15 protein-coding genes are annotated in these 23,279 nt (G+C 69.9%); 4 read left to right on the forward strand and 11 right to left on the reverse strand.

Annotated features, from left to right (window positions below; translation table 11 throughout):
• A partial coding sequence (locus AC3FOF_RS23255; protein WP_488727961.1) for a CoA-acylating methylmalonate-semialdehyde dehydrogenase occupies positions 1-1,493 on the reverse strand: 1,493 nt, incomplete at its 3' end.
• Between the two features lie 278 nt (positions 1,494-1,771).
• Between AC3FOF_RS23255 and AC3FOF_RS23260 the strand changes: the two genes are divergently transcribed.
• Complete coding sequence (locus AC3FOF_RS23260; protein ID WP_276268371.1) at positions 1,772-2,650, forward strand: LysR family transcriptional regulator; 879 nt, start codon at positions 1,772-1,774, stop codon at positions 2,648-2,650.
• A gap of 16 nt (positions 2,651-2,666) precedes the next feature.
• On the opposite strand, the gene AC3FOF_RS23265 is transcribed toward AC3FOF_RS23260, so the two are convergent.
• The 3 genes from AC3FOF_RS23265 to AC3FOF_RS23275 form a co-directional block, all read right to left on the reverse strand.
• Positions 2,667-3,635, reverse strand: coding sequence for an alpha/beta hydrolase (locus AC3FOF_RS23265; protein ID WP_488727896.1), 969 nt, complete (start codon positions 3,633-3,635; stop codon positions 2,667-2,669).
• A 61-nt stretch (positions 3,636-3,696) separates the two neighbouring features.
• The gene (gene cueR / locus AC3FOF_RS23270; RefSeq protein ID WP_488727897.1) at positions 3,697-4,197 is read right to left on the reverse strand and encodes a Cu(I)-responsive transcriptional regulator; all 501 of its coding nucleotides are present in this window, start codon (positions 4,195-4,197) and stop codon (positions 3,697-3,699) included.
• Positions 4,194-6,653, reverse strand: coding sequence for a heavy metal translocating P-type ATPase (locus AC3FOF_RS23275; RefSeq protein WP_488727898.1), 2,460 nt, complete (start codon positions 6,651-6,653; stop codon positions 4,194-4,196). The genes cueR and AC3FOF_RS23275 overlap by 4 nt, the downstream gene beginning before the upstream one ends.
• A 290-nt stretch (positions 6,654-6,943) precedes the next feature.
• Between AC3FOF_RS23275 and AC3FOF_RS23280 the strand changes: the two genes are divergently transcribed.
• Entirely contained in the window at positions 6,944-7,144 is a 201-nt protein-coding gene (locus tag AC3FOF_RS23280; protein ID WP_017230007.1) for a heavy-metal-associated domain-containing protein, read from the forward strand.
• A gap of 54 nt (positions 7,145-7,198) precedes the next feature.
• On the opposite strand, the gene AC3FOF_RS23285 is transcribed toward AC3FOF_RS23280, so the two are convergent.
• From AC3FOF_RS23285 to AC3FOF_RS23300, 4 genes are all read right to left on the reverse strand, one after another.
• Positions 7,199-7,927 (reverse strand): OmpW/AlkL family protein, encoded by a 729-nt coding sequence (locus AC3FOF_RS23285; RefSeq protein ID WP_017230008.1) that lies wholly within the window; start codon positions 7,925-7,927, stop codon positions 7,199-7,201.
• Positions 7,928-8,210: 283 nt separating this feature from the next.
• Entirely contained in the window at positions 8,211-9,182 is a 972-nt protein-coding gene (locus tag AC3FOF_RS23290) for a delta(1)-pyrroline-2-carboxylate reductase family protein (protein ID WP_276265826.1), read from the reverse strand.
• Positions 9,183-9,474: 292 nt separating this feature from the next.
• Positions 9,475-10,479: an aldo/keto reductase gene (locus tag AC3FOF_RS23295; protein WP_017226436.1), complete on the reverse strand. Its 1,005-nt coding sequence runs from the start codon at positions 10,477-10,479 to the stop codon at positions 9,475-9,477.
• A 126-nt stretch (positions 10,480-10,605) separates the two neighbouring features.
• Positions 10,606-11,496: a LysR family transcriptional regulator gene (locus AC3FOF_RS23300; protein WP_488727899.1), complete on the reverse strand. Its 891-nt coding sequence runs from the start codon at positions 11,494-11,496 to the stop codon at positions 10,606-10,608.
• A gap of 219 nt (positions 11,497-11,715) precedes the next feature.
• On the opposite strand from AC3FOF_RS23300, the gene AC3FOF_RS23305 reads away from it, so the two are divergent.
• A complete protein-coding gene (locus AC3FOF_RS23305; protein WP_488727900.1) occupies positions 11,716-13,221 on the forward strand; it encodes an MFS transporter in 1,506 nt (501 codons plus the stop codon).
• Positions 13,222-13,291: 70 nt separating this feature from the next.
• Positions 13,292-14,224, forward strand: coding sequence for a LysR family transcriptional regulator (locus AC3FOF_RS23310; RefSeq protein WP_488727901.1), 933 nt, complete (start codon positions 13,292-13,294; stop codon positions 14,222-14,224).
• On the opposite strand, the gene pbpC is transcribed toward AC3FOF_RS23310, so the two are convergent.
• From pbpC to AC3FOF_RS23325, 3 genes are read right to left on the reverse strand one after another with little or no spacing between them, the layout of a single operon-like run.
• Complete coding sequence (gene pbpC / locus AC3FOF_RS23315) at positions 14,221-16,455, reverse strand: penicillin-binding protein 1C (RefSeq protein ID WP_488727902.1); 2,235 nt, start codon at positions 16,453-16,455, stop codon at positions 14,221-14,223. The two genes, AC3FOF_RS23310 and pbpC, sit on opposite strands and share 4 nt — an antisense overlap.
• Positions 16,452-17,153, reverse strand: coding sequence for a lysoplasmalogenase (locus tag AC3FOF_RS23320; RefSeq protein WP_017224339.1), 702 nt, complete (start codon positions 17,151-17,153; stop codon positions 16,452-16,454). Before AC3FOF_RS23320 ends, pbpC begins: the two co-directional genes overlap by 4 nt.
• Positions 17,150-23,248, reverse strand: a complete 6,099-nt coding sequence (locus AC3FOF_RS23325) for an alpha-2-macroglobulin family protein (protein WP_488727903.1) — start codon at positions 23,246-23,248, stop codon at positions 17,150-17,152. The genes AC3FOF_RS23320 and AC3FOF_RS23325 overlap by 4 nt, the downstream gene beginning before the upstream one ends.
• Between the last annotated feature and the right edge of the window lie 31 nt (positions 23,249-23,279).

Here is a 23,279-nt window from a genome sequence, read left to right on the forward strand (position 1 = left end):
TACTTCGCCACCGGCATGGTGAACTCCGCGCCCTTGCCGATGCTGTCCGGCCAGCGCTGCATGATGCTCTTGTAGCGCGTGTAGAAGCGGATGCCCTCCTCGCCGTAGGCGTGGTGATCGCCGAACAGCGAGCGCTTCCAGCCGCCGAACGAATGCCACGCCATCGGCACCGGGATCGGCACGTTGATGCCGACCATCCCCACCTGGATCTGCCGCGAGAACGCGCGCGCCACGCCGCCGTCGCTGGTGTAGCACGATACGCCGTTGCCGTACTCGTGCGCGTTGATCAGGTCCACCGCCTCGGCAACATCGTGCACGCGCACCACCGACAGCACCGGGCCGAAGATCTCTTCCTTGTAGATCGTCATGTCCGGCGTGACGTGGTCGAACAGCGTGCCGCCGACGTAGAAGCCGCCTTCATGCCCATCCACCTTGTGGCCCCGGCCATCCGTCACCAGCTGCGCGCCCTCTTCCACCCCCTTGGCGATATAGCCTTCCACCTTGGCCTTGTGCGCGGCGGTCACCAGCGGGCCCATCTCGGCATCGGCCTCCATGCCGTTGCGGATCTTCAGCGCCTGCGCCCGTGCGGCCAGGCGCGGCACCAGCCGGTCGGCCACCTCGCCCACCGCCACCGCCACCGAGATCGCCATGCAGCGCTCGCCCGCCGAGCCGTAGGCCGCGCCGATCAGCGCGTCCACCGCCTGGTCGAGATCCGCGTCGGGCATCACCACCAGGTGGTTCTTGGCGCCGCCCAGCGCCTGCACGCGCTTGCCGTGCCGGGTGCCCTCGGCATAGATGTACTCGGCGATCGGCGTGGAGCCGACGAAGGACAGCGCCTGCACGTCCCGGTGCGCCAGCAGCGCGTCCACGGCTTCCTTGCCGCCCTGCACCACGTTGAACACGCCGTCGGGCAGGCCGGCCTGCTTGAGCAGGTCGGCGATCAGCAGCGAGGGCGAAGGATCGCGCTCGGACGGCTTGAGCACGAAGGTGTTGCCGCAGGCCAGCGCCACCGGGAACATCCACATCGGCACCATCACCGGAAAGTTGAACGGCGTGATGCCGGCCACCACGCCCAGCGGCTGGCGCAGGTTCCAGTTGTCGATGCCGCCGCCGATGTTGTCGGTGAAATCGGTCTTGAGCAGGTTGGGAATGCCGCAGGCGAATTCCGCCACCTCGATGCCGCGCGTGACCTCACCCTTGGCGTCCGAGAACACCTTGCCGTGCTCGCGCGTGATCAGCGCGGCGAGGTCGTCGTGGTGGCGGTCGAGCAGTTCCTTGAACTTGAACAGGATGCGCGCGCGCTTGAGCGGCGCGGTCTCGGACCAGGCCGGGAAGGCCGCGTGCGCGGCGGCCACCGCGGCGTCCACGTCCTGCGCCGAACCCAGCGCCACACGCCCGGCCACGGCGCCGGTGCCCGGGTTGAAGACGTCGGCAAAGCGGTCCGACGAAGCGGCGCGCACGGTGCCGCCGATGTAGTGCGCGATTTCCGTCAGCGCAAGCGTCTCTGCCACGATAAAGCTCCTTCTGTCTTTGCGTCTGGTAATGACGGACGGTGCCGGAAAAAGTTCGGCCCGGGCCGCCCGGATCCTTGTCTTGCCGCTCCGGCCAACCGGATGCAGGCAGCGATGACGGCAAGCGTGGCGCAGTTGCACTCGCCCGTCCAATGATTTATCGTCAAACACAATATAAGCCACGCAAAATATTGCGGCGCGGCATTCGCGCTGCGCGCCGGCCAGCGCCCGCCTTCGCCTCGCCTATCCGCCCCCGCCTCATGGACCTTCATCACCTGCGCGCCTTCGTCACGGTCGCGCGCGAGGGCAACCTCACCCGCGCCGCGCAACGCCTGCACCTGACGCAGCCGGCCGTCAGCCTGCAGCTCAAAGCGCTGCAATCGTCATGGCGGATCGCGCTCTTCGCGCGTACCGCGAGCGGCCTGACACTGACCGCCGACGGCGCCGCGCTGCTGCCGCTGGCCGAGCGCATCCTCGCCGGCGTGGGCGATCTGCAGCATACGGTCAGCGCCATGCACCAGACCGTGCGCGGGAAGCTCGCCATCGGCACCATCCTCGACCCGGAATTCACGCGGCTTGGCGTCATGCTGCACCGGCTGGTCGAGCGCTATCCGCAGATCCGCACGGAACTGCGCCACGGCATGTCGGGATGGGTCCTGCAGCAAGTGCGCAGCGGGGCGCTGGATGTGGGCTTCTACCTGGGGCCCGCGCCCGACGCCTCGTACTGCGCGCTGACGCTGACGCCGTTCTCCTACTACGTGGTCGCGCCGAAGGGATGGAAGGATCGCGTGGCGTCTCGCTCCTGGGCCCAGCTTGCCGCCCTGCCGTGGATCTGGACCCCGCCCGAATCCGCGCACAACCGCCTGCTGTCGGCGCGCTTCGCCGCCGCGGGCGCGGTGCCGAACAAGGTCGCGCAAGTGGATCAGGAAGCGTCGATGCTCGACCTGGTGCGCTCGGGCGTGGGCCTGTCGCTGGTGCGCGACGCGATTGCGCTCAGCGAGTCGCACGCGCATGGACTGGTCGTGGTGGAAGGCATGTCGGTGCAGACCGAACTCACGCTGGTGGCCCTGGCCGCGCGGCGCGACGATCCGGTGATCGCCGCCGTGTTCGGCATCGCCGAGTCGGTGTTCCGCTCGTAGGGCCCAGGCCAGCGCTTCAGCGCGCGTCCGGCACCGGCTGCAGATGGCTGCGCAACCAGCCCGTCAGGGCCGCGAAGACTTCGCTGCGCAGCGGCTCCGCCTCGTTGAAGATCTCGTGGTAGCCATGGCCGAACCAGACCATTTCGCACAGGTCCTTCGGCGCATCCGCGGCAAATCGGCGGCTGCCGGCCGGGTCGACGATGCGATCGTCGCCGGCCACCAGCATCAGCGTGGGCGCTTCCAGCAGCGGCGCATCGGTTCGTGCCTGCGCCATGCCGCGCACGAAGCTCTCCAGCACGCCGGCGCTGATGGTGCCCTGCACCAGCGGATCGGCGCGATAGCGCGCCACCACGGCGGTATCGTGCGACAGATAGCGCGCATCGATCGGGTTGGGTACGCGCAGGCGCGGCGCCAGCGCCAGCAGCGTGCGGTGCAGTGCCAGCATCGGGCCGGACAGCCGCAAGGCCAGCGCCGGCGAAGACAGCACCAGCGCGCGGATCGGGCGCACCCGCGCGGTGGCGAAGCGCGCCGCCACCAGGCCGCCCATGCTGTGGCCCAGCAGGAACGGCAGCTCCTTCCACTGGCTCACGGCGGCATCATGGATCTCGGTGAGATCGTCGACAAAGATATCCGGATGTTCGGCCGCCATGCGCCGGCCGCCGCTGGCGCCGTGGCCGCGCTGGTCGTAGGCGCGCACGCGCAGGCCCAGGCCGCATAGCAGCTCGGCCACGTGCTGGTAGCGGCCGCAATGTTCCGCCAGGCCATGCACCAGCAGCAGCGAGCCGGTGGTTTCGGGAAAGGCTTCGGGATCGGGTTGCCAGGTACGCAGCAACAGCTCCGTGCCGTCGCGCATGCGCTGGCGGCTTTCGCTGGGAACGATGGGCCGCGCGGGCGCTGCCGCGCCGGTGCCCCCGGCCTCGCCAGCACTGTCGCCGGCGAGGCCGGGGGGTGCAGCGGCGGGTGCAGCGGTGCTCGGTCGATCCATGCGATTGGTCTCCATATCTGTTCCGCTACGGCCGCGCTTCCCTCGCGCCGGCACAGCGCGGCTAAGTGGCCGCCGCGCCGTCCTCTTCACGGGGGCAACGATCGCAGGCCGGCGTCACGCTGCCACGCGCGCCACGATCCGCCTCCGCGCTCCCGCCGCCGTCCTCGCCCGGCCCGGCCCGCGCCATATCCGCAAGGATCGGGCAATCGGGCCGCGCGTCGCCGCTGCAGGCCTCGGCCAGCAGGCGCAGCGTGTCGCGCATGGCGGCGAGCTCGGCGATGCGCTGTTCGAGATCCGCCACGTGGCGCAGGGTAAGCGCCTTGACGTCGGCGCTGGCCCGCGCGCGGTCGTGCCACAGCGACAGCAAATCGCGTATCTCGTCCAGCGAGAACCCGAGATTACGGGCACGCCGCACGAAGCGCAAGGTGTGCACCGCGCGCTCGTCGTAGCGGCGGTAGCCGCCCTCGCTGCGCGGTGGCGCCGCCAGCAGGCCGATCGCCTCGTAGTGCCGGATCATCTTTGCGGTGACGCCGGAAGCCTGCGCCGCTTCGCCGATATTCATGCTCTCCCCCCAGCCGGGCGCCAGCGCCGCAGCAGCAGTGCATTGCCCACCACGCTCACGCTGGAGAACGCCATGGCCGCGCCGGCCACCACCGGGTTGAGCAGGCCGGCCGCCGCCAGCGGGATGCCGATCACATTGTAGAAGAAGGCCCAGAACAGGTTCTCCCGGATCTTGCGCACGGTGCGGTGCGAGATCGCCAGCGCATCGGCCACCAGCGCCGGGTCCCCGCGCATCAGCGTGATGCCGGCGGCATGCATGGCCACGTCGGTGCCGGTCGACATGGCAATGCCGACATCGGCAGCGGCCAGCGCCGGCGCATCGTTGATGCCGTCGCCCACCATCGCCACCACGGTTCCGCCGGCCTTGAGCGCGAGCACGCGCTCGGCCTTGTCGGCCGGCAGCACTTCCGCCTGCACTTCGTCCAGTCCCAGCGCCTCGGCCACGCGTGCCGCCGCGCCACGGTTATCGCCGGAGAGCATGACCGTGCGCACGCCAGCGCCGCGCAGCCGTTCGATCGCGCTACGCGCGCCGGGCTTGATCGCATCGCCGAAGGCGACCAGGCCCAGCACACGGGGCAGCCCCTGCACCTGCGTCTCGATCAGCCAGGACACCGTGCGGCCCTGTTCCTGCAGCGCTTGCGCCTGCGCTTCGAGCGTACCCGCCGCTGCGCCCAGCGCGGCGCGCAGGCGCTCGCTGCCCAACTGCAGGGCCACGCCATCCACCTTGCCGGCCAGGCCCATGCCCGGCAGCGCGCGCACGTCGCTGGCCACCGGCGCCGCGATGCCGCGCGCACGTGCCGCCGCCAGCACGGCATGCGCCAGCGGATGCTCGCTGCCGGCCTGCAGCGCGGCAAGCTGTGACAGCAAGCGTTCTTGCGCACCCGCGCCCGCGTCGGCGGGTACCGCCAGCGCCACCACCTCCGGCTTGCCTACCGTGAGCGTGCCGGTCTTGTCGAAGGCCACCACCTTGACGCGGTGGGCCAGTTCCAGCGCCTCGGCGTCCTTGATCAGGATGCCTGCGCGCGCGCCCGCGCCGGTGCCGGCCATGATCGCGGTCGGCGTCGCCAGGCCAAGCGCGCATGGGCACGCAATCACCAGCACCGCCACCGCATTGAGCAGCGCGGTTTCCCAGCCGCCGCCGAACACGCCCCAGCCCAGCAGCGTCGCCAGCGCAATGCCCAGCACCACCGGCACGAACACCGCGCTGACGCGGTCGACCATGCGCTGGATCGGCGCCTTGGCGGCCTGCGCATGCTCGACCATGCGGATGATGCGCGCCAGCACCGTTTCCGCGCCCACCGCCACGGTGCGCGCCACCAGCCGGCCTTCGTAATTGATAGCGCCGCCGGTCAGGCGCGCGCCGGGCTCCTTGGGCACCGGCAGGCTTTCGCCGGTCAGCATCGACTCATCGGCATGGCTGCTGCCCTCGATCACCTCGGCGTCCACCGGCACGCGTGCGCCCGGCAGCACCACGATCTCGTCGCCCACGCGCACGGCGCCAAGCGGCACCGTAATCTCGCCGTCAGCGCGACGCACCAGCGCGCTGTCGGGGCGCAGCGCGGCCAGCGCACGGATGGCATCGGCGGTCTGGCGCTTGGCGCGCGTCTCCAGCCACTTGCCCAGGCGCACCAGCGTGATCACCACCGCCGCGCTTTCGAAATACAGGTGCGGCATGCCCTCGCCGCCACGCCACATCAGCCACAACGACAAACCGTAAGCCGCCGAGGTACCGAGCGCGACCAGCAGATCCATATTGCCCGCACCGGCACGCACCGCTTTCCAGCCCGCCTTATAGAAACGCCAGCCGAACACAAACTGCACCGGCGTGGCCAGCAGCCATTGCACCCAGGCCGGCAGCATCCAGTGCACGCCGAACCACGCCGCCGCCATGGGCGCCACCAGCGGCAGCGACAATGCCGCCGAGATTGCCACCGGCCACGGCCCCGACCAGAATCCTTCGCCAGCCGCCGCGCCCGCGGGCAGGTCGCCGCTCACCGGCACTGCGCCATAGCCGGCACGCGCGACCGCGGCCGCCAGTGCATCGGCATCCACGGCGCCGCGCATGACGGTCACCTCCGCCTGCTCGGTGGCCAGGTTGACCTGCGCATCGACCACCCCGGGCACGGCCTTCAAGGCCCGCTCCACGCGGGCCACGCAGGACGCGCACGTCATGTCGCTGATGGACAAGGCAATGGCCTGGCGCGGCACTTCGTAACCGGCGGCCTTGACGGCCTCGGCCGCGGCCGGCAACACCGCGGCGCTGTCGGCCTGCAGCGTGGCTTCCTCGGTGGCAAGGTTGACGGCGACCTGGCGCACGCCGGGCACCTTGCCCAGCGCGGTCTCGACGCGCCGCACGCAAGAGGCGCAGGTCATGCCGCCGATGGGTAGCCGCCATTCGGAAACCGGCGCGACTGCCGCGGCGCCGGGTATGGGAAGGAGTTGGGAATTTGCTGGCATGGCCTGGGGGGACGGGAATCCACAGTGACGATGAGCACATCATGGACCTTACCATGTTGGGAAGGTCAAGCCTGGCTGCAAGAAACGTATCCGTCACCTGCAAAACTGCCGCGGACAGGTAAAAAAACCTTGTGCTTCCCATCGTGGGAAGGTGCAGACTTCAGGGCAGATGCCAGTCCGGCCCGGACAGCGCAGCGGCAGGTACGCTTTCCGGGCAACCGGATGCGTTCCTTGATCTTGACCCTTTTGACCCTTTTGACCCTTTTCTTTGCACCAACAGGAGATTCCCTATGATCCAGTTCCAGGTTGAAGGCATGTCTTGCGGCCACTGCGTGGGCGCCATCACCCGCGCCGTGCAGGCGCTCGATCCGGCCGCCAGGGTGTCGGCGGATATCGCCGCGCAGGCGGTCACGGTGGAAGCCGCCGCCAGCAACGATGCGCTGCGCGAGGCCATCGAAGCGGCCGGCTACCCTGTCAAGAGCGCCGCTTAAGGACAAAACGGGCGCCGCGAAGGCGCCCGTTTTGCGCTTTGGCAAAGCGGAAACTCAGAAGCGGTAGCCCACGTTCAGGAAGGTCACCACCGGATCGATCTTGATCTTGGTGTGCGACACGATGGTCTGGTTGCCCAACGCCCCGGCGTTGTGCGTGGTGAGGGTTGCGGTGCTGGACAGCGGCAGGTAGGAAACCGACAGGCCAATAAACCAGTTGTCGGTCACGGCGTAGTTGGCGCCGATATTGAACACCGGATTCCACGAGCTCTTGGCGCTGGCCGTCATCGTTGCATTCGGCCCGAACTGGGACTTCACGAAGGTCTGGTTGGTGATGGTCTCGCCGGTGAACCAGGTGTAGTTCACGCCGATGCCCACATAGGGACGGAACTTGGACTTCGCTTCCAGGAAGTGGTACTTCACCAGTGCCGCGGGGCTCCACTGCCTCACATTGCCCAGCGTGCCATATTTGCTGTAGGTACCCGTGCCCTCCACATCGTGTTGTGGCGGAATGCCACCGACGATTTCACCCGAGATATTGTCGGTGAAGAAGTGGGTGAAGGCGATGCCGAGCGTATCCGCCGATTTGATCTTGGCACCGGTACCGGTCTGGGTCTGCCCCAGGGGAAAACCGTTGATGCTATCGAGGACCAGGGGATCGGCCGAGCTGGTCGGCATCACGCGGAACCAGCCCAGGCTGATGATATTGCTGCCCGCGCTTTGCGCTTGCGCGGTGCCGGCAATCAGCATGGCAACGCTGGCCACCAGAATCTTTTTATTGGTCATGCCTCCTACTCCTTTCAACTCTCGTCCTTGAGGCAAGCATTATCCGGCTTGGTGTGTCGCCCCTGTTTCAAACACGAGAGCCTTTACTAGAAGGCCTCCCCTAAAGCACGGGTTAACCATTAAAAAACCGGGGGTTTTACGTCAAATCGGCGCCAAAACTGTAACGGATATGCGACGCCCAATGGCGGCGAAGCCCACTCGGCGGCAAACACCTACCTGGCACACGGGTATTGCCTGACGTGCTCGTCGCGTTCAGGATCCGCAGCCGCCGGAGCGCCGCCGCTCACGCCGCCACGGACCCCGGATGCGCGCTCGCCAGCACGCAGGCCGCCAGGTCCCACAAGGCGTAGCCAACGCTCTTGAACACCAGCGGGCTGCCGCGCCGCGCGCGCAGCTCCGCCGCGCGGAGGATGGCGTGTTCGAAGGGCTGCACGGTGGCCCAATCGATGCCAGCCTGCAGCAGGTCGCCCGCCTCCTCCTCGATGCCGAACAGGGTATCGGCCAGCAAGCGGCCATGCGCGGAAGCCGCCTGGCACAGCGCCGGCGGCAACTCGCACATCTCGGGGCGGAAAGCGCCCACCGCGGCAATGAAATGATCGTCGCGCCACAGACCGCTATCGAGATCCGGCAGCACCGGAAACAGGCTGGAGGTCACGGTGACCACCATCGATACGCGCGGCAGCACGGTGCGCGCATCGTCCACCGTCTGCGCCTCGGTACCGAGCGTGCGCGCCTGCGCGGCCAGCGCCTCGGCCTTGGCGGCGGTGCGCGAATGCAGCCATACGCGGCGCGGCGCCAGGCCCGCAATGAACGCTTCGAGATGGGTCTGGGCCTGCACGCCGGCGCCGATGATCAGCAACTCGCCATCCGGCTGCGGCGCGAAGGTCTGGGCCGCGAGCAGCGACACCGCGGCGGTGCGCCGCCCCGTCACGGTAGGGCCATCCAGCAGCGCCAGCCGCTGCCCGGTATGGGCGTCGGCCACCACCACCTCGCCCAGGATATTGGGCAGGCCGCGCCGCGGGTTACCGGGATGCACGGTGATGTTCTTGGTCATCACCAGATCGCGGTTGCGCGCCGGCATCACCAGCAGCGTGCCTTCGCCACCGGCGGCATCGCCCACCGGCAGGGCAATGCGCGGCGGCGCCATGGCGGTGCCGGCGCGCAGTTCGGCCAGCATGCCGGCAATGGCGCGGGCCAGCGCGGGATACGGCAGGCGTGCCGCGGTCTGGGCGGCGTCGAGCAGGGCAAGGGACAAGGCGATGACTCCGGAAGCGATTCGCGATGCGGAATTATCGGCGATCCCGCCCGGCAAGACTGATGGGCGGCCCGCGAGCGGGCCACCCGTCACGCGAGGCGAAGCGAGCCGTGGCGATATTGCTCCCCGTATGGAGCGCCTCCCCGAAGGGGAGGTGTGCTGTCGACGTTGACGTTCAAGCAGTTGGAGTTGGGGTTGGAGTTGCAGTCGCAATTGCAGTCAGGTCTCCCGGTAGCCCCCACAACCCACCCCGGGTACAACCCAACAAAAACATCACCTCCAGCACTCCCCCTCAACGCGCCAGCAGCCCCATCATCTGCTCCGGATACCGCGTACCCGCCGCCGCGTCGGCCGGAAACACGGCATCGATGGCCGCCATGTCGGCAGCGTCCAGCACCACGTCGAGCGCGCCAAGGTTATCGTCGAGATTGCGCACCTGGCGCGTGCCGGGAATCGGCACCACCTGCTCGCCGCGCGCCAGCACCCAGGCCAGCGCCAGCTGCGCCGGGCTGCAGCCCTTGTCGCGCGCCAGCGCCTGCACCTTGTCGACCAGCGCCAGGTTGCGCGCGAAGTTCTCGCCCATGAACCGCGGACTGGCGCGGCGGTAGTCGTCCTCGGCAAAATCGGCAGGGCTGCGGATGGCGCCGGTGAGAAAACCCCGGCCCAGCGGGCTGTAGGGCACCAGCGCAATGCCGAGCCGGCGGCAGGTGGCAAGGATGCTGTGCCCGCCGCCCTCGTCCACGTCGCGCGTCCACAGCGAATACTCGCTCTGCAGCGCGCTGATGGGATGCACCCGATGCGCCCGCTCGACGGTATCCGCGCCGGCCTCCGACAAGCCCAGCCAGCGCACCTTGCCCGCCTTGACCAGTTCCGCCATCGCCCCCACGGTTTCCTCGATCGGCACCTGCGGGTCGACACGGTGCTGGTAATACAGGTCGATATGATCCACGCCAAGCCGCTGCAGGCTGGCATCGCAACTGGCCCGCACGTACTCGGGCCGGCCGTCGACGCCACGCGCCACCGGGTTGGCGGCGTCGCGCACGATGCCGAACTTGGTGGCAAGCACTACGCCGTCACGCCGGTCCGCGATGGCGCGCCCGACCAGGCGCTCATTGGTGTGCGGGCCGTAGATATCTGCCGTATCGATAAAATTGATGCCACGATCCAGCGCGTGATGAATCGTGCGAATGGATTCGGCGTCATCGTGGGCGCCGTAGAACTCGCTCATGCCCATGCAGCCCAGGCCGATGGGGAATACCTGCGGGCCGTGCCGCCCCAGCTTGCGTAGTACGGTCATGCTGACTCCCTTGATTTGGAACCCCCGCAGTATCGCCAGTACAGGCGCGGCGAAACAGCCCGCTGGCGCGCATGCTTCATGAAGCAGGGCTTCACAATCGCCTGGTCCGGCCGGGCGCCGCCGCCATCAGGCCGCGTTCTCCCGCCGCGACAGGAAGTCCACCAGCACCCGCAGCTTCGGCAGCATGTGGCGGTTCGATGGCCACAGCATCCAGAAGGTGCCCTCCACCACGTTGTACCGGTCCAGCGCGGTTTGCAGGCGCTGCTCGCGCAACGCGTCCCGCGCGACGAAATCCGGCACGTAGGCAATGCCCAGGCCACTTGTCGCGGCGGCCAGCACGCCTTCAATGCTGTTCAGGGTGAAGGCTGCCGGCAGCCGCGGTTCGGCGCCGCCCGCCTCCTTCGTCAACACCCAGTCCTGCAGCTTGCCGCTGGAGGGAAAACGATAGCGCAGGCAGGCGTGCTGCTCCAGGTCCCGCGGCCGCCGCGGCATCCCGCGGCGCGCGAAATAGCCCGGCGCAGCGCATAGCACGAAACGGAAGGGCCGCAGCCGCCTGGCCATCAGCCGGGAATCCGTCAGCTCGCCGCTGCGGATCACCATGTCGAAGCCCTCCTCCACCACGTCGACGATACGGTCGCTGAAATCCAGGTCGAACTCGATCTCGGGATAGGCCGCGGAGAACGCCGCCAGGTCGGGCAGCACGAGGCGATAGCCGATCGCCGGGACGCTGATGCGCAGGCGGCCGCGCGGCGCCTCCTGCAGCCGCGACAGTTCCAGCTCGGCGTCGTCGATCTCCTCCAGGATGCGCCGGCAACGCTCGAAGAACAGCGTGCCCTCGTCCGTCAGCCGGATCTGGCGCGTGCTGCGGTGGAACAGCCGGATGCCGAGCCGGGCCTCGAGCCGCATCACGCTCTTGCCGATGGCCGATGGCGAGACGCCGAGCAGCCGTCCCGCCGCGACGAAGCTGTGGGACTCCGCCGCGCGCACGAAAGCGTACAGGCCGCTAAGACTATCCATGGTCGATTAGGGAGTTTTTGTCCGTTAAGAGCGGAAAGCTGGGGGCTTTAAGCCGTATTAAAGCCATCCTATCATCAGTCCACTTTCCAGAAGGGGCGTCACGGGCACTCACCGACGGCGACGCCGTATGGCACGCCGAACGCGCCCTGTCCTGCCTTCCGACATGAACTCACCATGCATACACCTGACACATCTGCACACACTCCGGCGCAGAAAGCGATGACCCTCGGCGCCGTCTGCCTCGCGGCGCTGGCGATGCCGCTCAGCTTCACCGGCCCGGCGGTGGCCTTGCCGGCGATTGCCGGCAGCCTCGGCGGCAGCCCCATCGCGTTGAGCTGGGTCACCAATGCCTTCATGCTGTGCTTCGGCAGCTGCCTGATGGCCGCCGGCGCGCTGGCGGACCGCTTCGGGCGCAAGCGCATCTTTCTCGCCGGCGTCGCCGGCTTCGCCCTCACCTCGCTTGCGCTGATGGCGGCGCCCGACCTCGCCTGGGTCGATGTGCTGCGCGCCGCGCAGGGCATGGCGGGCGCCGCCGCGTTCTCGGGCGGCGTGGCGGCGCTGGCGCAGGAGTTCGAGGGACGGGCGGCCACCCGCGCCTTCAGCCTGCTGGGGACGAGCTTCGGCGTCGGCCTGGCCTTCGGCCCGGTGCTTGCCGGGGCCCTGATCCAGCAAGCCGGATGGCGCTCGGTCTTTCTCAGCGTCGCTCTCATCGCCACATGCGCGCTGGGGTTCGGCGCGCGCTGCATGCGCGAGTCGCGCGACCCCGCCGCCGTGGGCCTCGACTGGCCCGGCGCCGCCACCTTTACCGGGGCGCTGGCCTTGTTCACCTATGCCGTGCTGAGCGCGCCCGACAGCGGTTGGGGCAGCCTGCCGGTCGTCCTGCTGCTGAGTGGCTCGGCGGTGCTGCTGGTGGCGTTCGTCGTCATCGAGCAGCGCGTGCGCGCACCCATGCTCGACCTGTCCCTGTTCCGCTATCCGCGTTTTGTCGGCGTGCAGTTCCTCGCGGCCGCGCCGGCCTATTCCTATGTCGTGCTGCAAGTGCTGCTGCCCATCCGCCTGATCGGTATAGAGGGCTACAGCGCGATGGAAGCGGGCCGCATGATGATTGCGCTTTCCGCGCCGATGCTGGTGGTACCGCTGCTGGCCGGCATGCTGACGCGCTGGCTGTCGGCGGGGCTGATCTCCGGGCTGGGCTTGCTGATCTGCGCCGGCGGCCTGTCGTGGCTGGCGCAATGCGCGCCCGGCCAGCCCCCCGCCTGGATGGTGCTGCCCATGCTGACGATCGGCTTCGGCATCAGCCTGCCCTGGGGGCTGATGGACGGCCTGGCGGTCAGCGTGGTGCCCAAGGAACGCGCCGGCATGGCCACCGGTATCTTCAGCACCACGCGCGTCGCGGGAGAAGGCATCGCCCTGGCCATCGTCGGCGCGCTGCTCGCGGCGCTGGCGCAATCCAGGCTGCACCCCATGCTCGCGGCGGATGCCTCCACCCTGCTGCCGCAGGCTGCGCACCGCCTCGCCATGGGCAACCTGTCGCAAGCCATGTCCCTGCTGCCGCAACTGGGCCGCCAGGCACTGGTGCAAGGCTATGGCGAGGCCTTCCGGAGCCTGCTGTACATCCTGGCGGCGATCACCGTGCTCTCGGCCGGCATGGTGTTCGGCTTCCTCAGCCACGCGCGCCTGCCGCATCTTGCCGGGTCCGCGCCGAAGGCCGCCAGCGGCACGTAGCGGACGGAGGGCGGCGCATCGCAGGAAGACACCATCGTGCAAGCGCGCCGCATGCTAATCTCGCCGCACCATGAAACCCGACGCCTCCCTCGATCCCGACCTGCTGCCCGCCATGGCCGCCTTCGTCCGCGTGGCGCGCCTGGGCAGCTTCACCGCCGCCGCCGCCGCGCTGGCGGTGAGCCCGTCGGCCATCTCCCAGACCATCCGCCAGCTGGAGCAACGCCTGGGCGTGCGCCTGCTGCAGCGGACCACGCGCCGCGTCGGGCTGTCCGAGGCCGGCGCCGCGCTGCTGGCGCGCGTGGAGCCCGCGCTGGCCGAGATCGGCGCCGCCGCCGACGACACCCGCCAGCAGCGCGACATGCCGGCCGGCACGCTGCGCATCACCACGTCCTACTCGGCGGCGGCGGCCGCGCTGCAGCCGGTGCTGGTCGATTTCATGCGCGCCTATCCGTCGATCTGCGTCGACGTCACCACCGACGACCGCTTTGTCGACCTGATCGCCGAGGGCTTCGATGCGGGCCTGCGCCTGGGCGAGTCGCTGCAGCGCGATATGGTGGCGATCCCCGTCACCGGCCCGATGCGCATGGTGGTGGCGGGCACGCCGGACTACTTTGCGCGGCACGGCAAGCCAACGCAGCCGCGCGACCTGCATGCGCATGCCTGCCTGCACTATCGCTTCGGCCCCACGGGCAAGGTCTACCGCTGGGAGTTCGTGCATGCCGCGCGCCAGTTCACCGTGGATACCGGCGTCGCCCTGATCGCCAACGACAAAGCATTGCTGCACCAGGCCGCGCTCGCCGGGCTCGGGCTGATCTATGAGTTCGAGACGCATCTGCGCGCGGCGCTCGCCTCGGGCCAGCTGGTGACGGTGCTGGACGCGTGGTCGCCGCCCTTCGACGGCTTCCATCTGTACTACCCCGGCCGCCTGCTGATGCCGCCCAAGCTGCGCGTATTCGTCGATTTCCTCAAGGCACGCGCGCCGCTCGCCGGCACGCCAGCCTAGCCGCGCTGCGCAGCTGTCCGCGCCACCGCGCCGCGCACTTCGATGCCGATGCGGTCCACCACCTTTCCGCCCGCATCCAGCAGCTCCACCTGGTGCCGGCCCGGCCAGGGCAGCCACGCCACCTGCCCGCCGCGCCCGAGCGGCTTGCCATCGATGCGCCAGCGCACGCGCTGCGCGGTCTGTCCGCTCACGCCTTCGGCATGGAACCACACGCGCTGCGCCGCCGGCGGGATATCGGGATCGAGCGCGAACACGGTGCCGTCGGCGGGACTGGCGATGGAAAGCGCGCCGGCTTGCGTGCCGGCCCGCGCGGCAGCGCGCGCGCTGTCCGCACTGGCCACGTTGACCACGCGCATCGCGGTGCCGGCAAGGAACACTTCCTCGCGCGCCGGTTCCAGATCGTTGGCAAAACGCAAAGGCACGCGCTCCACCCCGGCGGGCATGGCGGGCGCCAGGCTCGGCACTGTGCGGTGCAATGCCTCCATGACTTCGTGCCATACGGGCGCCGCGCCGGAGACGCCGGACACCTCGTGCATGCTCGCGCCGCTGGCATTGCCCACCCACACGCCCACCGTGTAGCGCTGCGACCAGCCCACGCACCAGTTGTCGCGCATGTCCTTGGAAGTACCGGTCTTGACCGCGCTCCAGAAGCGCGTGGTGAGCGGGCTGTCGAGACCAAAGGTGCGCGCTCGCGCGTGGCGGTCGGATAGCACGTCGGCAATCAGGTAGCTCGCGGCGGGCGACATGACCGCGCGCGCCGGCACCGCCGGCGCATCCACGCGCAGCCGCACCGGCGCGTAACGCCCGCCGTTGGCGAACGCGCGATACGCATTGGCGAGCGCCAGCAGCGGCACATCGGCGCTGCCCAGCGCCAGGCTGTAGCCGTAGTAGTCCCCGGCCTGCGCCAGCGGCAGCCCGAGCGCGGTGAGGCGTTGGTGAAAGCGATGGGGCGTCACCATCACCAGCGTGCGCACCGCGGGCACATTCAGCGACGACGCCAGCGCCGCGCGCATGCTGACCCAGCCCGCGTATTGCCGGTCGTAGTTCTGCGGCACGTAGAGCCCGCCACCGCCGCCCGTGGGCAGGTTGACCGGCCGGTCATCGAGCAGCGAGGCCGTGGTCAGCCGCCGCGCCTCCAGCGCCTGCTCATAGAGAAACGGCTTGAGCGTGGAGCCGGCCTGGCGCGGCGCCGCCGCATGATCCACCTGCGCGGCGGCGGACAGCGCGCCCGACGAGCCCACATAAGCCAGCACGTCGCCGCTGGCGTTGTCGATCACCACCACCGCGCCGTCCTCCACATTGCGCCCGGCGAGCTCGCGCAGGTGCCGGTCCAGGCTGGCCGCGGCGGTACGCTGCAGGCCGGCATCGAGGGTGGATGCGATGGCCGGCGGCACCGTGCCGGCCGCACGGGCCTGCGCGACCAGCATGCGTGCCAGATGCGGGGCCAGGTTCGGCGCCAGGCTTGACGCTTGCGCGGACGACATGGATGCGCTGCCGCCACCGCGCAGCAAGGCAAGCTGCGCAAAACCATCCAGGCCTTCGCATGCCTTCGGCGCTTGCTGTTCGCGCAGGATGCCGCAGGCGCGCTGAGCCACCTGCTGCGCGCCTGCGTTGGGCGCACGTACCAGCGCCACCGCGAGCGCTGCCTCGCGTGCGTCGAGACCACTGGGGTATTTGCCGAACAGCGCCTGCGACAGCGCGGACAATCCCACCAGCTCGCCGCGAAACGGCACCAGGTTGAGATAGGCTTCGAGGATCTGGTCCTTGCTCCAGCCGCGCTCGAGCGCGGCGGCGCGCACCGCCTGGGCCATCTTCTGGCTCACGCTGCGCCCGCCGCCGGCGCGCCGCAGGTCGTCGTCCAGCAGGCCTGCGAGCTGCATGGTGAGCGTGGAAGCACCACGCGTGCGGGTGTTCCACAGGTTGGCCCAGGCCGCCGCGGCCACGCCCTGCCAGTCCACGCCGCTGTGGGCGTAGAAGCGCCGGTCCTCGGACAGCACGATTGCCGTGCGCACCGCCGGCGAGATCTCTGCCAGCGTGACCCAGTCGCCGCGACGCGCACGGAAATCGTCGCGCACGCGGGACAGCGGATCGCCGTGGCGGTCGAGCACCACCACGTCGGCACTGCGCCAGCCTGCGCGCACGCTGTCGAACGACGGCAGCGCATGCGCGCAGGCACTCGCCGCCCAGAGCGACAGGAAAGCGGCACGCACGGCACGCGGGCACCGTCTCATTGGTCGGGCCTGGCCACCACGCCAGCCACCAGCAGCACCTGCGCCGCGGCATAGGTCCACCAGATGCCGAGCGCGAAGCTATCGAAGGGCACCAGGAAGCGCGCGCTGCCAAGCAGCGCGTCGGAAACCGCAAAGGACAGCGCGCCGATTGCCGCCAGCGGCGTAGGCAGCCTGGCCAACAGCGCGGCGCAGGCCATTGCCGCCAGCGCCAGCACGTAGATCGAGACCGGCACCGACAGCGCGCCCAGGTTGGGCCAGAAGCGCCCGAGCATGACACCGGCCGCGCCCACCACCACGCCGCAGCCGACCAGGCGATGTGGGCGGCAGTCGCCTGCCATCGGCACGAACAGGCCAAGGTAGGCGAAGTGCGCCAGCAGGAACGCCCCTAGCCCACCGATGAAGGAGAAGGACAGCCAAGGCAGCGCCAGCAGGAAATCGCCCAGCGCGGAGAACAGCAGCGCGGCCATCAGCCAGTACCGCTCGCGGCGCGCCGGATGGAAGCGCGCCGCACGCGCCAGCAGCAGGGCCATCGCGGTCTTCCACAACGGCTGGAAGGCGATCTGCCCGTTAAGCGGCGCGCCGGGCGCCGAATCCATCGCGACCATGACCAGCAGGCCGCCATAAACCAGGCCGGCCAGGGAACCGGCCAGCCACCACTCGCGCACCCGCGCGGGCATCATCATTGCAAGCCAGCTCAAGGGCGTGCTCCTACGGTCAGTCTGGCATTGGGCAGTGCGCCGAAGACGTCCGGCGCGTACATCGCCTCCACCCGCGTAGGCGGCAGGGCGAACTCGCCGGCGTTGTTCAGGCGCACGGTGTATTCCACCGTGGCGCTGCCGCGCGGCATGTAAGCGTAATACTCGCGGAATGCCTGCTGCGTGCGCTCGGTGAAAGCGGGCCATGCACCTTTGCGCTGCTCCCCGCGCGTGGCGATTTCCGAATCGCGGCCGAGGCCGCTGCCGAGGATGGTGGCGCCGGCAGGCACCGGATCGCTCACCACCACCCACGTCATGTCGGCCTGCGCGTCGATCTGCAGCTTCACGCGATAACTGTCGCCGCGCGACCATTTGCCGGGCACCGCCTGCTCCAGCGCGCTCACGCTGCGCGTGATGCGATAGCCCGCCGAGAGCGGCGCGGCCAGCGGCACCGCCGCCAGCGCCCGCACCGTGGCCCAGGGTTTGCCGGCGCCTTCATGGTCGGCGCGCAGGCTGGCGGCAGCACCCGCGCGCGGCCACGGCAGGCTCACGCTGCCGCCGGCCACGCCATCGACCTTGGCGGCGCGCGCCCAGTCGAAGCCGCGCGCAGCCTCGGGCACGCCCTCCAGCGTCACGCGCGTCGCGCCCGCCACCGGGGTTTTCTCGAAGGCCTGCGCAAAGCGCGCGACCGCCAGCGCGCCCCAGGCGTTGGCCGTGGTGGTGCCCCACGCGCCACGCATCTGGCGGCCAAGCAGTCCGGTGGCAAGCTGTGCGCTTTCGTCTTTCCAGCCCGGCAGGTCGAGCGACAGCGACAGCAGGCGCGCGGCGTTGAGATCGCCGCCGCTCATCAGCCACCACCAGTTGTCGTCGCGCTCGGTGGAGAACGCCAGCCGCGTGCCCTGCACCGTCAGCCGCGCGCGCAGTATCTGCTGCGCCTGCGCCAGCCACTCGTCGCGCTGCGGGATATCCTGCACGCGCGACAGCAAGGCGATCCAGTCGAGCAGCGCCGAGGTAGGCCACTGCGCCGGCAGGATCTGGATCGAGCCGAGCATGCGCGCCTGCGCGTGCCCGCTGCGCGAGAGCGCTTCGAGCGCGGCCAGCTTGCGCACTTCCAGGTCTTGCGTGGGCGCCCAGCGGTTGCGCTTGATGCGGCCTTCGACGAAGGCGGCCAGCCCGCGTTCCATGCTCGCGCGCGCTTCGTCGGGCAGGCGCAGCGGCAGGCCCGCGCGCACGGCCTCGTCGGACAAGGCCAGCAGGTAGGCGGTCAGCACTTCGCTGCCGCTCTCCGCATCGTTCTGCAGCGGGAAGTACGAAGCCAGCCCATCCTTGTCGAGATAGCCGGGCAGTTGCGCCGTCAGCGCATTCCACTGCGCCGCGTCGCCCAGCCCCACCGCGCGCGAGGCACGCTGCTCCAGGCACGAGAACGGATAGTTGCGGAACCACTCGCGCACGCCCGGCATGCCCCCAGCCAGCGAAGCCTGCAGGTTGACCTGCAGGCCGCCGCGCGTCTGCCCCACGGCATCGGTGAGCGCGCCCTGGGGGGCACGCACCGGCACCGACAGGTTCGGCGCCAGCTGCGCCAGCGTGGCCTGCTGCACGGTGAGCGGCACCGCCGCCACCAGTTGCTGCGAGAGCCTGATGCGGTCGCTTGCGCCAGGCGCGGCGCCGGTGCCGCCGCTCGCCCTGGCGGCTTCGGCCGCGTCCACCTCCCATTGCACCGCGCCATCCTGCACCGCGGATCCGGCCGGCAGCAGGGGCGCGCTCACGTCCCAGCCGAGCTCGCGCGATTCGCCGGCGGGAATCTCCACCGTCTGCGCCGGCAACGCCTGCGGCTGTGCCCCCTGCCCCGGCGGCGTCGCGCGCGCCACGGCCCGCACCGTCATTGCCCGCTGGGTGGTATTGCGCAAGGAGAACATGGCCCGGTAACGGTCCTCCTCGCGCACCAGCGGCGGCAGGCCCGAGATCAGCTGCAGGTCCTGCGTGGCGACGATGGTGGCGCTGCCGTTGCCGAATCGGCCCACGCCCAGGTCGGCCACGGCGACGACGCGAAAACGCGTCAGCGCATCGTTGAGCGGCACCGTCAGCGTGGCCCGCCCCTCGCCGTCGAGCTGCACGCGCGGGTTCCACAGCAGCAAGGTATCGAACAGCTCGCGCGTCGGGCTCTTGCCGCCGCCGCCGCCTGCTGCCACCGCCTTGCGTCCGTAGTGGCGCCGTCCGATGATTTCCATCTGGGCCGTGGCGGTTTCCACGCCATAGCTGCGCCGTCGCAGCATCGCGTCAAGGAGGTCCCAGCTGGTATTGGGCATCAGCTCCAGCAGCGCTTCGTCCACCGCTGCCAGCGCGACTTCCCCGTTGGCGGCGGGCTTGCCGTCGGGCAGCGTCACCTGCACCGTCACCTGCGCCTTGCCGCGCACCGGGTAGCTGGGCTTGTCGGGTGTCACCTTCACATCGAGCCGGTAGCCTTCGTTGCCGACGCGGATCTCCGCCAGCCCGAGGCGGAAGGCGGGCTTGGACAGATCCACCAGCGCGCTGGGCGCGGCGTACTCGCGGCCCTCGCTGCGGAACGCCTGCCACCACTCGCCCGGCTGGCGCCAGCCCCAGGTGAAGAAGGAATACCACGGGACTTCGCGCAAACGTCCGCGCAAGGCCAGCACCGAGACGTAGACATTGGGCCCCCACTCCGGCCTGACCTTGACCCGCACGGTGGGATCGCGCCCGTTGAGTTCCACCACGCTGGTTTCCAGCACGCCCTCGCGCTCCACCGCCACCAGCGCGGTGGCATGGCGGAACGGCATGCGCACCTGGAACACCGCGGTCTCGCCCGGGGCATACGCCTTCTTCTCCGGCAACAGGTCGATCCGGTCATTGTTCTCGCCGCCGAACCAGAGTTCTCCCTGGCGCGTCACCCACACCGTGGTACCCGCCTGCGAAACCCGCCCGGTGTTGTCCCTGGCTTGCGCCACCAGCTCCACCTGCCCCGCTTCGGCCAGCGACACTTCGCATTGCATGCGGCCCTGCGCATCGGTATGGCCCTCGCACACGCTGCCCAGATCCTTGCTCTGGCTGCGATTGTCGTAGCGATAGAAACCGCCCACCACGCGCTTGCGCACCGAGGTGGTGGTGCGCAACTGGGCGCGCACGGCGATCGGCACATTGGCCTGCGGCCGGCCCTGCGGATCGAGCGCCAGCCCGTGCACCACGAGCTTCTGCTTGACCGACACCCAGCTCTCGGTACGGATGCCGGCGACCACGCCCGCCGGCCACAGCGGCACGGTCTGGCGCAGCGTCTGGATCTCGCCGTTGGGGTCCGCAAAGCCGGACTCCACCACCAGGTCCTTGGGCGCATCCAGCCTCGGCATGTTCTTGAGCGTCAGCGTGCCGCCGCCGTTCTTGTCCAGCTTGAGCGGCAGCTTGTCCGCAACCAGCTTCTGCGCCTCGTCGCGGGCGGGGGCGCCCTCCTCGCTCTCGTCCTCGTCGCCGCTGCTGTCCTTGCCGGGCGCGCGCGGCGGCGTGAAGGAATAGCCGTCGTAATCCGCGAAGCGCACGAACTTGTCGCGCAGCAGCGCCGACACCTGCACCGGCAGGCCTGCCGCGCCGCCACCCGACACGTAATGCACTTCGAGATTGAGCGGCACCTCGCCCGGGGCCACCAGCGCGCCACCGCTGCCGGCCTTCAGCGTACCCGCCAGCACCGGCAAGCGAAAAGCCTCGACGCGGAAACTGCCGCTATCGAACACGCGCTCCTTCGCATCGCTGAGCGACACCGAGTAGACGCCAAGCCTGGCCGCCGGCGGAATCGCGAAACTGCTCTCCGCGCTGCGCCCTCCGGTGGCGGTGGTGCGCCACTGCACCGGCTGCTCGTAGGTCTGGCCGCTGCCTTCGTGGCGGATGACCAGCTTCTCCGGCAAGGGCTCGCCGGCCGCCGGCAGCGCGAAGCCGTGCGCGGACTCGGTGCGGATCAGGTGTTTCATCGACACCGTCTCGCCGACACGCAGCAGGCTGCGGTCGAAGATGGTGTGCACGCGCACGTCGGGCACCGCGCTGGTGTCGGTGGGCACATTGAAGCGCCAGCTCTCGATGCCCTGGTTCCAGCCGGACATGACGAAGGCCATGTCGGCCTGGCCGCGCGCCTGCGGATGGTCGGCCGCGATGCGCGCGGAAACGAAATAGCCGGACAGGCCGTTGTCGTCGCAATTGCGCTCGCGCGCATCGTCCAGGCCGCCGAAACTGGCCAGCCCGGCGGCGTCGGTGCGTCCCGAGGCCAGCAGCTTGCCGCTGCAATCGCGCAGCGCCACCGCGGCATTGGCCACCGGCTTGCCATCGTCGAGCGTGGTGACCCAGGCCAGCGCGCTCAGCTTGCCGGGCCCGCGCCCGAGCTTGAAATGCACGCCGAGATTGGTCACCAGCGCGGCGGTGCGCACATACATGGGCGCGGCCTTGCCGAGCAGCGCCGCGCCGAGCATCGGCGAAGCGATCTCCACCACATGGAAGCCCGCTTCGGGCAAGGGAATGCCCACCACCTCGAAGGGGCGCGGCGCCTTGCCGTCCGGCTCCGCCAGTTGCGGGACGGCGAGCTTGCGCACGCCAGCCACGCCATCCAGCAGGGAAACCGTGCGGGTCTCGATGGCGGGCGCGTTGCGCGGGTTGCTGACCGCCGATGGCGAGCGGCCCGCAAGAATGGCATCGAGTTCGCCCCGGGTCCAGCTGCTCTCATGCAGGCGCCGCACCAGTCCGTACCAGCGCAGCACCGCGCCATCGTCGTCCACCTTGAGCCGGCGTACCGTACCGGCCTGCGCCCGCACGCCTTGCGCGGGCAGGTCGGCCTCGACATTGCGCAGCGTCACCGGCAGCAGCGCGGGATAGTCGGCCGGCGACTTGCCCTTGGGCAGTTCGCCAAAGCGCTCGAGCACGCCGAACGGCGCAGCGGAGAATTTGGCCAGCGGCGGCATCGCCGCGGTACTGAGCTTGAGCGGAAACAGGTCGGCATTGGACAAGGCGCGGCCGCTGTCGTCCTTCAGCCCCGCGGGCACCGACAGCGTGAATTCGGTCTTCTCCTCGAACGGCGGTGCGAAAGTGACACTGCTGACCGGCGCATCGCGCCCGGCGCCAGGCTCGAACCGCGGCGCACGCGGCCCCTTTGAGGTGTTGAGCAGGATATGCTCGGCATCCCTGCGCGAGATCGGTGCCGAGAACGACAGCGAGAGCGGACGCAACGGCGTGCAGGGCGACTGCGCACGCTCGCGCTCGCAGGTGAAGCTGGCGGTGAAAGGCTCGCGCACGGTGTAGTCGAAGCGCCGTTCGTCGCGCGTGGCCACGCCGGAGGGGGTGGCGATGCCGCTGCCCAGCACCAGTTGCATGCGCGCGCCGGAAGGCAGGCGCTGCTGGCAGGCCAGCAGGTGCACGGTGTCGGCCTCGCCGGCCTTGAGCTTCCAGTGCAGCGCGCCCAGCACGGCGTCGCGTTCCTTGCCGCCCAGCAGGCGCACCGGGATGCGCTCGCCCAGGCCCTGCGCCTGGCACCACGCCGCGGCGCGCACGGAGTCGGCGCTGGCCGGGCCATTGAAGCGCAGCGCGAAGACCTGGTCTTCCTCGATCTCGCCACCGCCGGGACGCGCCGAGACCACCGTGGGGCCACCGGTCTCGAAGCGGTATTCCGGCTTGCCGGCATAGGCTTTGCCCGCCTCGCTCTTCAGGCCGGCGACGATGCGCACCGCGCATTTGACGCCGGGCGGCAGGTCACGCGCAAAATCGAACGCCCAGTTCTTCGCATCGATCCAGCGCGCCTGGCCATCGATCGCCGTGCCGCTGCAGGACACCGTGGCGGGCGGACTCGCCTGCAGATCGCCAAGCGGCACCATCGCCTCGTCGAACCGGATCGCCACCTGCCGTACGCGCGAGACCTCGCCCTCCGGCGAGAGGCGGACGATCTGCGCCGCCCGGGCCAGGCCCGGCAGCGCCATCGCCGCTGTCACCACCGCAGCAAGCAACGCCGGCAGACAGGCTGCGGCGGCCCACCGGCGCCCACGGCTTTCCCCATTCCCACGATTGCTGCTAGCACTACCTTTCGCACGCTGGTCAATCCGAGCGACGATCTGCGTCATCCTGCTCCCTCCGGTCTGTGGCATCCGGCGA

Source organism: Cupriavidus sp. 96C5-1, assembly GCF_057798855.1.